The organism is Streptomyces sp. NPDC028314, from assembly GCF_055565795.1.
On sequence record NZ_JBVHTP010000015.1, the window covers coordinates 70,209 to 83,755 of the forward strand.

Sequence of the window (13,547 nt, forward strand, 5' to 3'; positions counted from 1 at the left end):
CCTCAGTCCGCGAGGCCGACCACGAGCCAGATCCCGGCGACCCCGCCCACCGTGCACATCAGCGTGGACAGGGCGGGGTGTCTGTGGTGCGCCTCGGGCAGGATCTCGGCGGCTGCCAGGTACAGCAGGACCCCGCCGAAGAAGCCGAGGTACGCCCCCAGCGGTTCCTCCGGAAGGGTGAACAGCAAAGTGGACGCGGCGCCCACGACCGGCGCCACCGCGTCCGCGAACAGCATCATCAGGGCCTTGCGGCGGGCGTTGCCGTAGAGCGTGGTGAGCGTGTAGGTGTTGAACCCGTCGGCGAAGTCGTGGGTGATGACGGCCAGCGCGACGGCCACCCCCATGCCCCCGCCGACCTGGAAGGCCGCGCCCAGCGCGACGCCGTCGGCGAGGCTGTGGCCGACCATCGCGGCGGCCGCGGTGAGGCCGACCTCGGGGACCCGGCCGCCGTGCTCGCCGCCGCGCCCCTCGCCGTCCTCGGCGCCGTGCGCGGCCTGACGTACGGCCAGCAGGCGTTCCACGACGTGCGCGACGAGGAAGCCGGTGACGAACAGCAGCAGGGCGAGCGGGACGCCGAACAGTTCCCGGCCCGCCGCGTGCATCGCCTCCGGGAGCAGGTCCAGGCCCACCACGCCGAGCATCAGCCCGCCGGCCAGGCCCAGCACGAGGTGGCGGCGGTCGGTGACGCGTTGCGCCGTCCACCCGCCCGCCAGCGTCATCAGGAACGCGCCCAACGCCACGATCACCGCCATGTGCCCCTGGATACCGGCCGGGGGCCGTGCGCGCACTTCCGTGCGCGGGTGGAGGGCGGAAGCGTGTTGACGACAGCGACGGCGAGATCGACGGCGAGATTGACTACGGAGGGAGGCCCCCGGTGGGTGAGTACGTGACGCGGCTGGTGGTCGGGGTGGGCGGACGCGCGGGGGTCTCCGTGGCGGAGGTCTGCGCCCTGGTCGAGGAGACCCTGCGGGGGGCCGGGCTGACCACCGGGGCGGTGACGGCGCTGGCCACGGTGGAGTCGAAGACCGCGGAGGCGGGGATCGCGGGGGCGGCGGAACGTTTCGGCGTGCCGCTGATCGGCTACCCCGCCGAGAAGCTGGCCGCCATCGCGGTACCGCATCCCTCGGACGCGGTGCGCGACGCCGCCGGGACCTCCTCGGTGGCCGAGGCCGCGGCGCTCGCGGGCGGCGGGGAACTCCTCGTACCGAAGCGCCGGTCGGTGGCGGCGACCTGCGCCGTGGCCACCACGCAGGCCCATGACCTGCGCCATCACGGGGACGCGGAGGTGCTGGACGCGGACGGCACGCTGGTGGACCTCGCGGTGAACGTACGGTCGGACACGCCCCCGCAGTGGCTCAGGCAGCGGATCGCCGCCTCCCTGGGGGACCTCGCCGCGTATCCGGACGGCCGCGCGGCCCGCGCGGCGGTGGCGGACCGGCACGGGCTGCCGGTCGAACGGGTGCTGCTGACGGCCGGGGCGGCCGAGGCCTTCGTGCTGATCGCGCGGGCGCTGGGCGCCGTACGGCCCGTCGTGGTGCATCCGCAGTTCACCGAGCCGGAGGCGGCCCTGCGGGACGCCGGTCACCGGGTGGATCGGGTGGTGCTGCGGGCGGCGGACGGCTTCCGGCTGGACCCGGCCGCGGTACCGGAGGACGCGGATCTGGTGGTGATCGGGAACCCGACCAACCCGACGTCGGTGCTGCACCCGGCCGCCGCTCTGGCGGCGCTGGCCCGGCCGGGGCGGACCCTGGTCGTGGACGAGGCCTTCATGGACGCCGTTCCGGGCGAACGGGAGGCCCTGGCCGGGCGGACGGACGTGCCGGGGCTGGTGGTGCTGCGGAGCCTGACCAAGACCTGGGGGCTGGCGGGGCTGCGGATCGGCTACGTGCTGGCCGAGCCCGAGGTGATCGCCAAGCTCGCGGCGGCGCAGCCGCTGTGGCCGGTGTCGACCCCGGCCCTGGTGGCGGCGGAGGCCTGTGTGGCCCCGGCGGCGCTGGCGGAGGCGGAGGCGGCCGCGCGGCAGATCGCGGTGGACCGGGCGCACCTGCTGGCCGGGCTGGCGGAGTTCGACGAGGTCACGGTGGCGGGGGTGGCCGAGGGGCCGTTCGTCCTGATCCGGGTGTCCGGCGCCGCGGAGGTCCGCACCCGCCTGCGCGCGCTCGGCTTCGCGGTCCGCCGCGGGGACACCTTCCCGGGCCTCGACCACTCCTGGCTCCGCCTGGCGGTCCGCGACCGCGCCACGACGGGCCGCCTCCTCCAGGCCCTGGACCACGCCCTGGCCCTGACCGCGCACTGACGGGCCGCGCGCCGCGGGCCGGGCGCTGCCATGGGACCGCGCGGGACCGGCCCCCGGCAGGCCGCGCCTTGACACCGGACTGCGCACTGACCGGCCCCCGGCCCGGGCCGCGCGCCGCCGCCGGGCCTCGCGCTGGACACGCCCCCCGCCCGGGCCGCGCGCCGCCGCCTGGCCGCACGCCGGACCCGCCCCCGGCGCCGGGCCGTTCGCGGGCTCCGGGGCCGGCGGCGCCGGGGGTCCCGTGGCGGGCGGGCTGGGAGTGCGCGAGGATCCACGCATCGACTGCGTGTGACACCGGGGGTCAAGAGGATGAAGGCATACGCCAGGACAGGCGCCGCGCTGGCCGCGCTGGCCGTGGTGGGCGGGGCGGTCTACGTCGTACCGGTCCTGCTGGACAAGGGCAGCGGCGGCGGCCCACCCGCCACCGACCAGCGGCTGGGGGCGAAGCCGGGCACCACGCCCGGCGCCGACGGCGCGGCCGCGCCCGCCGGGAAGCCGTTCACGCTGGTGGCGACGGGCGACATCATCCCGTACCCGTCGATCATCCAGCGGGCGGCGGACGACGCCAAGGGCACCGGGCAGGCCCATGACTTCCGGAAGATACTCGCGGGGGTCAGACCCCTGGTCTCCGCCGCCGACCTGGCGATATGCCACCACGAGATACCGTACGGGCGCCCCGGCGGCCCCTACACGGGCTACCCCGCCTTCAAGGCGCCCCACGAGCTGGCCGACGCCCTCGGGGACGCCGGGTACGACAGCTGCTCCACCGGTTCGAACCACACCCTGGACGACGGCTACGACGGTCTCGTCCGCACCCTCGACCACCTCGACCGGGTCGGCATCAAGCACGTCGGATCGGGCCGCAGCGCGGACGAGGCCAAGGCCCCCGCCGTGCTCCAGGCGGGCGGTGCGAAGGTCGCCCAGCTGGACTACACGTACGGCACCAACGGCATCCCCCTCCCGGCCGGCAAGCCCTGGTCCGTCAACCTCATCGACCAGGCCCGGATCATCTCCGACGCCCGCGCCGCCCGGGCGGCGGGCGCGAACGTCGTCGTCCTCAGCGTCCACTGGGGCACGGAGTGGCAGACCGCCCCCGACCAGCAGCAACGCGATCTGGCCCAGGCGCTGACCGCCTCGCGCGGCCCCGACGGGCTCCCCGACATCGATCTGATCCTCGGCACGCACAACCACGTCCCGCAGCCCTACGAGAAGATCAACGGCACCTGGGTGGTCTTCGGCATGGGCGACCAGGTGGCCAGCTTCTACGAGGCCGACAAGGCGCGCGGCAACATGTCCTCGATCCCCCGCTTCACCTTCTCCCCGGCCGCCGGCCGTCCGGGTCGCTGGGAGGTGGCGAAGGCGGAGTACCTGACGCAGTACTCGGACATGGCGCAGCCGTTCCGGGTCGTCTGCGCCTCCTGTGCCGCCACCGACAGCGCACTGCCCGCCGCCAAGCGGTCGGAGTACGCCCGTGTCGACCAGCAGATCACCGCGGCCGTGACCTCTCGCGGCGCGGGCTCCCAGGGACTGGAGCACGCCACGCGCTGAGCGGGGGCCCGAGGGTTACGAGGCCGCCTTGCCGCGCCGGGTCACGACGAGCGCGCCCGCCCCGATGCCGAGCAGGATCAGCGCGCCGCCCGCCACGTACGGGGTCACCGAACCGGCGCCGGTCTCGGCCAGGTCGGCCCGGGTGGCGGTGGAGGTGACGGCCCCCGTTCCGCTGCCCGTCCCGGCCTGGGGCTTCACGTCCGGCTGCGCGGGGGCGGAGGCGCTGGGCGCCGGCCCGGACGGCGACTCGCAGTGCGCCTCCGCCAGCACGATCTCGCCCTCGACCTGAGCCACGTTCAGGTCGAGCGGGTTCACCGACACCTTCAGGCGGAGCGCGGCCGCGGCGGCCGTGGTGGAGGTGGTCTCCGTGCCGGACAGCTCCAGGCTGACCAGACCGACCTTCGGGACCTCGACCTTGGTGGGCCCGCCCGCCGTCAGGGTGACCTTCTTCCCGAGGACGGTGACCGTCCCGAGCACGTTCGAGCTGGCCACGGGCTTCCTGCCGGCCTCGCACACCGCCTTGGAGGTGACCTTCTCCACCTGGATGAGGGACAACAGCGGCAGTCCGGGCACGTGCACCTTGGCATTGGCCAGCTTCACCTCGGCCTCGGCCCGGTTCTCGTCGGCGGTCGCCTTCGAGGTGGCGACCTCCGCCCGGACCACGCTCACCGGCTTGCCCTGCTCGACCCCGTCGAGGGTCACGCTGAGCACGGTCTTCTCGGCTGCCGCGGGGGCGCTGACCTCGTTGAGCGTGGTCTTCAGCGGTACGTGCACGGCCTTGTTGAGCAGGCCCACGTCCAGTCCGGCCCGCAGGACGACGGCGCCGGCCTTGCCCTCGCTCCCGGCAGCGCCGCCGCCCGTGGCGAAGGCGGGCGGCGCGGTGAGCAGGGCCACCGCTCCCGTGGCGAGCAGGGCGGCCGCGGGCATGCGGAAGGTGTTGCTGTTCAAGGTGGTGGAACCCCCAGGGAGATGGGTGCCGTCGCGCCGCCAATGGGGGACATTGCGCGCGCCGACGGCTTCGACCCTCGGAATCTTTACGCACTGTGAGTGAACGGGCAGCAACCTGACGTGAGTTCACCCCAAAGGGTGGTTTCCACGCATGTATTCGATTTTTCACGCCTCATGAGGAACGCGAGTTCCCTCCCACCCCACGGCCGCCCCGGCTCCGGCGCCGGGCGGGCATGCACAACGACGGGCGGGCCTTCGGCGTCACGCCCGGTCAACCCGCCTCTCAGGCCCGGACCTTGCCGCCCACGACCACCCGCAGCGGCTGCGCCAGCGCCCGTACGTCGGCCCGCGGATCGGAGCCGTAGACCACGAGGTCCGCCGGCGCGCCCTCGGTCAGACCGGGCCGGCCGAGCCACGCGCGGGCCGCCCAGGCCGTCGCCGACAGGGCCTCCAGGGGCGGGATCCCGGCCTTCACGAGCTCCGCGACCTCGGCCGCGACCAGGCCGTGCGGCAGGGAACCGCCCGCGTCCGTGCCCACGTACACCGGGACGCCCGCGTCGTAGGCGGCCCGGACGGTGTCGTAACGGCGCTCGTGGAGCCGGCGCATGTGGGCCGACCAGCGGGGGAACTTGGCGTCGCCGCCGGCCGCCAGCTTCGGGAACGTCGCGATGTTCACGAGGGTCGGGACGATCGCCACCCCGCGTTCCGCGAACAGCGGGATCGTGTCCTCGGTGAGCCCGGTGGCGTGCTCGACGCAGTCGATGCCCGCCTCGACCAGATCGCGCAGCGAGTCCTCCGCGAAGCAGTGCGCCGTGACCCGGGCGCCGAGGCGGTGCGCCTCGGCGATGGCCGCCTCGACCTCGGGGCGCGGCCAGCAGGCCGTCAGGTCGCCGGCGTCGCGGTCGATCCAGTCGCCGACCAGCTTCACCCAGCCGTCGCCGCGCAGCGCCTCGCGGCCCACGTACTCGACGAGGTCGGCGGGCTCGATCTCGTGGGCGTAGTTGCGGATGTAGCGGCGGGTCCGGGCGATGTGCCGGCCCGCCCGGATGATCTTCGGGAGGTCCTCGCGGTCGTCGATCCAGCGGGTGTCGGAGGGGGATCCGGCGTCGCGGATGAGGAGGGTCCCGGCGTCCCGGTCGGTGAGCGCCTGCCGCTCGGCGGTCTGGGCGTCCACCGGCCCGTGGGCGTCGAGGCCCACGTGGCAGTGGGCGTCGACCAGGCCGGGCAGCGCCCACCCGGAGACCTCGGTGACCTCCCGGGCGCCGCGCGGGCGCTCGTACGAGATCCGGCCGCCGACGACCCAGAGCTCGTCGCGTACCTCGTCGGGCCCGACGAGCACCCGCCCCTTCACGTGCAGCACATCGCTCACATCGCTCATGTCGGCACCTTACGTGCGTGCTCGGTAGGCTCGGCCGGTAACCCCTGACGAGGAGAAAACCGCCGTGACCCACCCCCTGCTGGACCTTCCGCCGCTCACCGCGGAGCGCTTCGCGTCGATCGAGCGGGGGGTGGCGGAGCTCCTCGGCACCCGGCAGGACGTGGTGATCACCCAGGGCGAGGCGCTGCTGCCGCTGGAGGGATGCATCCGGTCGGGGGCGCGGCCGGGTTCCACCGCGCTGAACATCGTGACCGGGCCGTACGGGACCACGTTCGGCAACTGGCTGCGCGACTGCGGGGCGACCGTGGTGGACCTGGCGGTGCCGTACGACACGGCGGTGACAGCGGCCCAGGTGGCCGAGGCGCTGGCCGCGCACCCGGAGATCGACTTCGTCTCGCTGGTGCACGCCGAGGCGGCGACCGGCAACACCAACCCGGTCGCGGAGATCGGTGAGGTCGTACGGGCCCACGGCGCGCTGTTCATGCTGGACGCGGTGGCTTCGGTGGGCGCGGAGGCGCTGCTCCCGGACGAGTGGGGCGTGGACCTGTGCGTGATCGGCGCGCAGAAGGCGATGGGCGGCCCGGCGGGCGTCTCGATGGTGTCGGTGTCGGAGCGGGCGTGGGCCCGGTTCGCGGAGAACCCGGCCGCGCCCAGGCGCTCGTACCTGTCCCTGCTGGACTGGAAGGAGCGTTGGATCGACGGCGGCCGCAAGACGCTGCTGCACGCTCCGGCGCAGCTGGAGATGCTGGCGCTGGAGGCCTGCCTGGACCGGATCGCGGCCGAGGGGCTGCCCGCGCTGACGGCCCGGCACGCGGCCGCGGCGCGGGCCACCCGTGCGGGTGCGGCGGCGCTGGGCGTGGCCCCGTACGTGCCGGTGGCGGCGGAGGCCGCGCCGGTGGCGACCACCCTGCGGGTCCCGGAGGCCTCCCTGGTGGTGGCCAAGGCGCTGAGGGCGGACCCCTCGGTCCCGCTCGCGGCGGGTGGCGGGGCGCTGGCGCAGGAGATGGTCCGGGTCAACCACTACGGGCCGGCCGCGGATCCGGCCGTGGTCCGGGCCGCGCTGACGGCACTGGCCGCGGCGCTGTCGGCGGACCCGGCCGAGGCGCTGGAGGCGGCGGCCGCGGCCTGGTGAACCGCGACCGGCGCCTTCGGGGCGAACTCGCCCCCAGGGCGCGGGGCTCGGACGCCGCCCGGGCGGTGGGGCCGCGACCCGACGCCACCGCCCGAGGAGTGCTTACGCCTGGGGGGGGCGGCGCAGGCCCCGCCGCCCGAGGAGTGCCTACGCCTGCGGGACGGCGCAGGCCCCGCCGGGCTCGCAGGCCTCGGCTTCGGCCGCTCCGGCGACGGGCTCGATGACCGCGCGGCCGGCCCAGGCCTGCTCCAGCGCCTGGGTGAACACCTCGGCGGGCTGGCCGCCGGAGATTCCGTAGCGGCGGTCGAGGACGAAGAAGGGCACGGCGTTGGCGCCCAGTTCGGCGGCCTCGCGCTCGTCGGCCCGCACCTCCTCGGCGTAGTCGGACGGGTCGGCGAGGACCGTACGGGCCTCGGCCTCGTCCAGCCCGGCCTCGACCGCGAGCGCGATCAGCACCTCCGGGTCGAAGACGCTGCGCTCCTCGCCGAAGTTGGCGCGGTAGGCGAGGTCGAGCAGCTCCTCCTGGCGGCCCCGGGCGGCGGCCAGGTGCAGCAGGCGGTGGATGTCGAAGGTGTTGCCGTGGTCGCGTCCCTCGACCCGGTACGTCAGCCCTTCGGCGCGTGCGCTGGCCGCGACGTGCTCCTCCATGCCGCGCGCCTCGTCGAGCGTGCGGCCGTACTTCTGGGCCAGCATCTCCACGACGGGCGCGGTGACGCCCTTGGGGCCGTTGGGGTCGAGCTCGAAGGACCGGAAGACGACCTCCACCTCGTCGCGGTGCGCGAACTCGGCCAGCCCCTTCGTGAAACGGGCCTTGCCGATGTAGCACCAGGGGCAGGCGATGTCGCTCCAGATCTCGACGCGCATGTTCGTTCTTCTCTCCGTGTTCGGGGGGAGGGTGTGCCGCGTCCTTCACGACGCGGGCAGTTTCACCTTTCAACCAATCGGCAACCAACCCGAGGGGCGTCTCATTCCCCGGACACCCGGGACGTCCCGGACGGCTCGCGGGGCGGCTCGACGTCCAGCCAGAGCGTGAGGTGCGAGCCGGACCGCTCGGCCCCGGGAGCGCCCCGCCAGCCGAGGGAGGCGTAGAAGGCCTGGGCGCGCAGGTTGTGCTCGTAGACCTCCAGGCGGACCCGTCGGATCCCGGCGCGCCGCCAGGCGTCGAGGCAGGCGGCGTGCAGGGCGGCGCCGGTGCCGCGCCGCCAGTGGTCGGGGTCGACGTGGAACTGGGTGAGGGTGGTCTCCCCGTCGGCGGTGCGGAAGGCGGCCACCCCGGTGAGCCGCCCGTCCCGCTCGGCGCAGAGCACCCCGCCGTCGGCGCCGGCCCGGGCGACGGCGCGGGACCAGCCCTCGCGGGTGCGCGCGAGTCCGGCTTCGCCGCCGTGGGCCGCCTCCGGGACGCGGCCCCGGTAGTAGGTGGCGCGGGCCCGGGTGTGGAGGGCGGCGATGGCATCGAGATCGGCGGGGAGCGCGGTCCGGATCATGGGAAGGGAAACGCGCCGGGAACCCTGTCGGTTCCCGGCGCGTCGGCCCTGTGTACGAGGCGGCTACTTCTTCAGCCACGCCTCCATCATCTTCTGCGCGATGGGGGCGGCGAGCTTGCCGCCGCCGATCTCGGAACGGTCGGTGTCCGAGTTCTCGATCACGACCGCGACGGCGATCTGCTTGCCGCCCGCCTTGCCGTACGAGGTGAACCAGGCCAGGGGAGGCTTGTTGTTGTTCACGCCGCGCTGGGCGGTACCCGTCTTGCCGCCCACCTCGGCGCCCGCGACCTGGGCGGGCCTGCCGCCGCCCTCGGTGGCGACCGTGCGCATGGCGTCCTGGAGCATCGAGGCGGTCTTGGCGCTCATGACCTGCTCGCTCTTGGCGTCCTTGAGGCTCTCCAGCGCGTTGCCACTCGCGTCGGTGACCTCGGAGACCATGTGCGGGGCGACGAGCTTGCCGCCGTTCTCGATCGCGGCGGTCACCATCGCCATCTGGAGCGGGGTGGCCTGCACGTCGAACTGGCCGATACCCGTCTGCGCCACCTGGTCGACGGACATCTTCTTGGACGGGTACTTGCTCGGCGGATTGGTGCGGACCGGGGTGTCGATCTGCGTGTTGAAGCCGAGCTTCTCGGCCATCGCGCGCATCTTGTCCTGGCCGAGCTTGGACGCGAACTCCGCGAAGACGTTGTTGCACGACAGCCGCAGCGCGGTGCGCGGCGAGACGTTGTTGCACATCTCGTCGGGGACCTCGCTCTTGAGCTTGGTCGTGGTGCCGGGGATCGTGTAGTTGCCCGGGATGGAGGTGTTCTGGTCGATGCTCGTGACCAGCCCGTTCTCGATGGCCGCCGCGAGGGTCACCAGCTTGAAGGTGGAACCGGGCGCCTGGGGCTTGCGCAGCGCCACGTTCTCCATGGCCTTGCCGTTGTCCGCGGACAGCTCGTCCCAGGCCTCCTTGTCGTTGGCTCCGCTGATGCGGCCGGGGTCGAAGGAGGGGTTGTTGACCACGGCGAGGATCTCGCCGGTCGCCGGGTCGATGGCCACGGCGGCGCCCTGCTTGCCCTGGAGCGCGTCGTATCCGGCCTTCTGCACGCCCTTGTCGATGGTGGTGAGCACGTTGCCCGGATCGGCCCGCTTGTTGGTGAGCAGGTCCATCATCGTCTTGAGCCGGTTGTCGGAGCCGTTGAGGACGTTCTTGTAGACACCCTCCAGCATCGACGTGCCGAAGGCCTGCGAGCTGAAGCCGGTGATCGGCGCGTACAGCGGACCGTCGGCATAGGTCCGCTTGTAGCCGAAGTCCTTCCCGGCCGTCTTCACCGAGCCGGTGATCGCCTCCCCGCCCACGATGATGTTGCCCAGCGGGTTCTCGTACTGCCCGATGAGGTTCCGCCGGTTGTGCTCGTCGTCTGCGAGCGCCTGGCCTTGGTACGCCTGCACCCAGGTCACCCGCACCAAGAGGGCAAGCACCAGGAGCAAACAGAAGACCGACGCACGCCTGATCGTCTTGTTCATCCTCAAGAAGGACGCGTCAGCCGCGCCGGTCGTTCCGCTCTGCCCCGATTGTGGCGGGGTTCTCAGGCTTTCTTCATGAGGAAGCCCCCCTCGTAGGCCGCGATGACCGCCTGTGTGCGGTCCCTGGAGCCGGTCTTCGCGAGGACGGCGGCCACGTGCGTCTTGACGGTCTGCGGCCCGACGCCGAGACGCTCGCTCATCTCGTGGTTGGAGAGCCCGGTGGCGATCAGGCGCAGTACGTCGGCCTCCCGGTCGGTGAGCCTGGCCACCCAGGGGGCCACGCCGGGCGGGGCGGCGGCCGAGTGGGCGGCGGCGAGGGAGCGCACGGCCGCCGGGAAGAGCAGCGAGTCGCCGCGGCCCACGAGCCGGACCGCCCCGATCAGCTCCTCGGGGTCGGCCCGCTTCAGCAGGAACCCGGCCGCGCCCGCACGGAGCGCGTCGTAGACGTAGGAGTCGTTCTCGAAGGTGGTGACGACCACGATCCGGGGCGGCTCGGCCATGGTGGCGAGGATCTGCTCGGTGGCCCGGATCCCGTCGATCTCGGGCATCCGGACGTCCATCAGCACCACGTCGGGAGCCAGCGAGCGGACCAGCGGGACCGCCTCCGCGCCGGAGGCGGCCTCGCCGACGACGTCGAGGTCGGGTTCGGCGTCGAGGATGACCCGCAGGGCGGTACGGACCATCCGCTCGTCGTCGGCGATGACGATGCGCAGCGGCGGCCGGGTCATCGCTCGCCCCCGCCCAGTGGCAGGACCGCCCGCAGCCGCCAGTGGCCCTCGTGCGGGCCGGCCCGGACGCTGCCGCCGAGCAGCCCGGCCCGCTCGGCGGCGCCGTGCAGGCCCCGGCCGCCGGTGGTGCGGGGCTCCCGCTCCCGGCCCTCGGCGGGGGCGGACGGATTGGTCATGGTGATCTCCAGTTCGCGGTGCCGGTTCTCTTCGCGCAGGGTGATGCTCAGCTCCACGGGGCCGTCCCCGTGGCGCAGGGCGTTGCTCAGGCCCTCCTGGACGATCCGGTACGCCTCGCGGGAGACGATCGCCGGGAGCTGGGCCCAGTCCCCGGCGGCCCCGGGGTCCTGGTGTGCGGTGATCGGGGTGCCGGCGGCTCTGGAGCGGGCCAGCAGCCCGTCGAGGTCGGCGGCGAGGGTCGGGGCGGGAGCCGCATGCGGCCGGGACGGATCGCCGGCGCCGGCGCCGTCGCCGTCCCGCAGCAGACCGAGGACCGTGTCGAGCTCGCCCACGGTGCGGCGGGTGGTGTCCTCGATCGCGGCCAGCGCCTCCCGTACGAAGCCGGGGTCCGTGTCGAGGACCCGCCGGGCGGCGTTCGCCTGGAGGGTGACGGCGCTCAGGGCGTGCCCGACGGCATCGTGCAGCTCCCGGGCGAGCCGGTTGCGCACGGCCAGGTCGGCGGCCCGCTCCTCGGCCGCCGCCAGCCGGTCCGCCGCGGTGGGCCCGAGCAGTACGGGTGCCAGCCGGGCCAGGAGCGCACCGGCCCCGGCGATGCACAGCGCGAGTCCGCCCAGCAGGGCCGCCCCGAGCAGGGGGGCCACGTACGGCCGGGCCTCGGTGCTGAACCAGCCGAGGCCCAGTCCGGCCTCCCGCAGCGGGCTCACGAACGGCAGCGCGAGCAGCACCACCGCCATGGGCGGCACGGCGAGGCTCATCCCGCTGACCGCCGCGCCGATCCCCAGGTGGAGGGTCCACCAGGCCGAGGCCCGCCCCCGCGCCGCCCAGGACCGGGCCGGCCCCTCGGCCAGCCGCTCCCCCGGCACCCCGCACATGGCCCGTACGGCGCCCACCGACATCGGCCGGACCAGCCCGAACACCCCCGTCACGGCGACCAGCGGCAGGGCTGCCCCGTAGGCGGCGAGGGTCAGCCCGATGGAGGCGAAGACCCTGGTACCTCCCGAGGCGATGCCCACGCCCACCTGCGCCACGAGGAAGTACGGCATCAGCAGCGCCCCACCGAGGATCAGGTGCACCCAGCGCAACCGCGCCCGCGCCCCGAAGACGCGCTGGAGCCCGCCCCGCCGGTCCCGCCGGTCCTGCCGAGGCGAGCCGCCGCCCGGCTGGCCCCGGCGGTCCGGGCTGCCCTGGCGACCCGGGCTGCCCGGACCGTCCAGCTGGGCCGGGCCGGGCGGGGCTGCGTTCGTGTGGCCGCGTTCCGCCCGGGCCGGGCCTTCGGCGCCCCGCGTCATCGGGCCCTCGCTTCAGGCCGTGCGGCGGGCGGCGAGGAACCGCGTGATGACGGTGGCGGCGAGCAGTCCGGTGATCATCTGGCCAGCGTAGATCAGGAAGCTTGCCGCGGTGGGCAGTTCGTCCGCACCGTTGCCGGTGCCCAGCAGGGCGGTCGTCATCCACATCCCCCAACTCAGCATCTCGGCCGCTCCGATCCACGCGACGGCCAGCGGCCACCGCGCCCGCATGGCCCCGCCCCGGGCCAGCAGCACCGCCCCCACCCCGGCGGCCAGGGCGCATATCGCGTGGACGGCCGACACCACGGCGGCGTCCGAGGAGTACTGGGCTATCTGCGCCGGGAGCTGACCGGCCGTGCCGCCGAAGGCCCAGTACGCGTGCCCCGCTCCCACCGCCAGGGCCGTCACCGCCGCGGCTCCCGCCACCACCCCCGTGGGAGACGGGAGCCGCGCGCCCAGGCCGCCCTGCCAGCGCCGGCCCCAGCGCTCCCGCGCATAGGGCACGAACAGCCCGGCCAGGGCTATCGCCTGCGCGATGAACCCCGGGTACACCACGTCGAACACCCAGGGCTCGAGGAAGGGTTCCTTCGCCGCCCGCACCGCTTCGTCCGGCCCCGAACCCAGGGCCCTTGCGAGGAGCTGGCCGGGGAATCCGAGGGCGATCGGGGTGAGCAGCCCGGTGGCCAGGAAGACCGGAACGGTCAGCAGCCAGGACGGCACCCGCATGCCCCAGGGCCGGGTGAGTATCAGGACCAGCAGGATCACGCTCGAATCCATGACCATGGAAAGGGCGTTGAGCACGGGGAAGAACACCCCGCCCTTTTCGAGCAGGACACTGCCCTCCGGTATCCCCAGGTCGCTCCCGGCCAGCCAGGCGGACTTCAGCGTCAGATACGGCACGGTGGCGACGATCGCCACCGCACGCAGGATCCGCCTCCCGGTCCCCAGGGCGGGGGCCGGCGGCTGCGAACGGTCCGTACGTCGCGGTGTGGGCAGGGCTCGTGTGGTCATGGCTCAACGGTCCCGCGCACACCGCCGCGCCACCTCCCCCTTGAAGG

The 13,547-nt window shown here is 74.2% G+C and carries 12 protein-coding genes; 3 read left to right on the forward strand and 9 right to left on the reverse strand.

Translation table 11 applies throughout. The features are described 5' to 3' along the window. Positions 1-2: 2 nt before the first annotated feature. Positions 3-752, reverse strand: a complete 750-nt coding sequence (locus tag ACZ4TG_RS30055) for a ZIP family metal transporter (protein ID WP_468168519.1) — start codon at positions 750-752, stop codon at positions 3-5. 134 nt (positions 753-886) lie between these two features. Here ACZ4TG_RS30055 and cobC point away from each other — a divergent pair, with 134 nt between their 5' ends. Further along, on the forward strand, positions 887-2,296 hold the full coding sequence (gene cobC, locus ACZ4TG_RS30060) for an Rv2231c family pyridoxal phosphate-dependent protein CobC (RefSeq protein ID WP_468168882.1): 1,410 nt from the start codon (positions 887-889) through the stop codon (positions 2,294-2,296). Between the two features lie 309 nt (positions 2,297-2,605). Continuing rightward, positions 2,606-3,844, forward strand: a complete 1,239-nt coding sequence (locus tag ACZ4TG_RS30065; protein WP_468168522.1) for a CapA family protein — start codon at positions 2,606-2,608, stop codon at positions 3,842-3,844. 15 nt (positions 3,845-3,859) lie between these two features. Here ACZ4TG_RS30065 and ACZ4TG_RS30070 read toward each other — a convergent pair whose 3' ends face one another. Further along, a complete protein-coding gene (locus ACZ4TG_RS30070; RefSeq protein WP_468168525.1) occupies positions 3,860-4,792 on the reverse strand; it encodes an SCO1860 family LAETG-anchored protein in 933 nt (310 codons plus the stop codon). A 283-nt stretch (positions 4,793-5,075) separates the two neighbouring features. Beyond that, entirely contained in the window at positions 5,076-6,170 is a 1,095-nt protein-coding gene (locus ACZ4TG_RS30075; protein ID WP_468168528.1) for an amidohydrolase family protein, read from the reverse strand. A 64-nt stretch (positions 6,171-6,234) separates the two neighbouring features. Between ACZ4TG_RS30075 and ACZ4TG_RS30080 the strand changes: the two genes are divergently transcribed. After that, positions 6,235-7,302, forward strand: a complete 1,068-nt coding sequence (locus ACZ4TG_RS30080) for an aminotransferase class V-fold PLP-dependent enzyme (protein ID WP_468168531.1) — start codon at positions 6,235-6,237, stop codon at positions 7,300-7,302. A gap of 147 nt (positions 7,303-7,449) precedes the next feature. Here ACZ4TG_RS30080 and ACZ4TG_RS30085 read toward each other — a convergent pair whose 3' ends face one another. The 6 genes from ACZ4TG_RS30085 to ACZ4TG_RS30110 all read right to left on the reverse strand — a co-directional run bounded on the left by ACZ4TG_RS30085 (position 7,450) and on the right by ACZ4TG_RS30110 (position 13,500). Continuing rightward, entirely contained in the window at positions 7,450-8,166 is a 717-nt protein-coding gene (locus tag ACZ4TG_RS30085) for a DsbA family oxidoreductase (RefSeq protein WP_468168534.1), read from the reverse strand. A 101-nt stretch (positions 8,167-8,267) separates the two neighbouring features. Continuing rightward, on the reverse strand, positions 8,268-8,786 hold the full coding sequence (locus ACZ4TG_RS30090; protein WP_468168537.1) for a GNAT family N-acetyltransferase: 519 nt from the start codon (positions 8,784-8,786) through the stop codon (positions 8,268-8,270). Between the two features lie 63 nt (positions 8,787-8,849). Then, entirely contained in the window at positions 8,850-10,298 is a 1,449-nt protein-coding gene (locus tag ACZ4TG_RS30095) for a peptidoglycan D,D-transpeptidase FtsI family protein (protein WP_468168540.1), read from the reverse strand. Between the two features lie 62 nt (positions 10,299-10,360). Next, a complete protein-coding gene (locus ACZ4TG_RS30100; protein ID WP_468168543.1) occupies positions 10,361-11,026 on the reverse strand; it encodes a response regulator transcription factor in 666 nt (221 codons plus the stop codon). Further along, positions 11,023-12,492 carry a sensor histidine kinase gene (locus tag ACZ4TG_RS30105; protein WP_468168546.1) on the reverse strand — a complete coding sequence of 490 codons (1,470 nt, stop codon included), beginning with the start codon at positions 12,490-12,492 and terminating at the stop codon, positions 11,023-11,025. The genes ACZ4TG_RS30100 and ACZ4TG_RS30105 overlap by 4 nt, the downstream gene beginning before the upstream one ends. A 12-nt stretch (positions 12,493-12,504) precedes the next feature. Continuing rightward, positions 12,505-13,500 carry a hypothetical protein gene (locus ACZ4TG_RS30110; protein WP_468168549.1) on the reverse strand — a complete coding sequence of 332 codons (996 nt, stop codon included), beginning with the start codon at positions 13,498-13,500 and terminating at the stop codon, positions 12,505-12,507. Positions 13,501-13,547: the final 47 nt, after the last annotated feature.

Bases quoted from the DNA above. Each gene is read 5' to 3' on its own strand.
- ACZ4TG_RS30075 (WP_468168528.1), bottom strand. From the start codon at position 6,170: ATGAGCGATGTGAGCGATGTGCTGCACGTGAAGGGGCGGGTGCTCGTC.
- ACZ4TG_RS30090 (WP_468168537.1), bottom strand. From the start codon at position 8,786: ATGATCCGGACCGCGCTCCCCGCCGATCTCGATGCCATCGCCGCCCTC.
- ACZ4TG_RS30055 (WP_468168519.1), bottom strand. From the start codon at position 752: ATGGCGGTGATCGTGGCGTTGGGCGCGTTCCTGATGACGCTGGCGGGC.
- ACZ4TG_RS30065 (WP_468168522.1), top strand. From the start codon at position 2,606: ATGAAGGCATACGCCAGGACAGGCGCCGCGCTGGCCGCGCTGGCCGTG.
- ACZ4TG_RS30105 (WP_468168546.1), bottom strand. From the start codon at position 12,492: ATGACGCGGGGCGCCGAAGGCCCGGCCCGGGCGGAACGCGGCCACACG.
- ACZ4TG_RS30085 (WP_468168534.1), bottom strand. From the start codon at position 8,166: ATGCGCGTCGAGATCTGGAGCGACATCGCCTGCCCCTGGTGCTACATC.
- ACZ4TG_RS30095 (WP_468168540.1), bottom strand. From the start codon at position 10,298: ATGAACAAGACGATCAGGCGTGCGTCGGTCTTCTGTTTGCTCCTGGTG.
- ACZ4TG_RS30110 (WP_468168549.1), bottom strand. From the start codon at position 13,500: ATGACCACACGAGCCCTGCCCACACCGCGACGTACGGACCGTTCGCAG.
- ACZ4TG_RS30100 (WP_468168543.1), bottom strand. From the start codon at position 11,026: ATGACCCGGCCGCCGCTGCGCATCGTCATCGCCGACGACGAGCGGATG.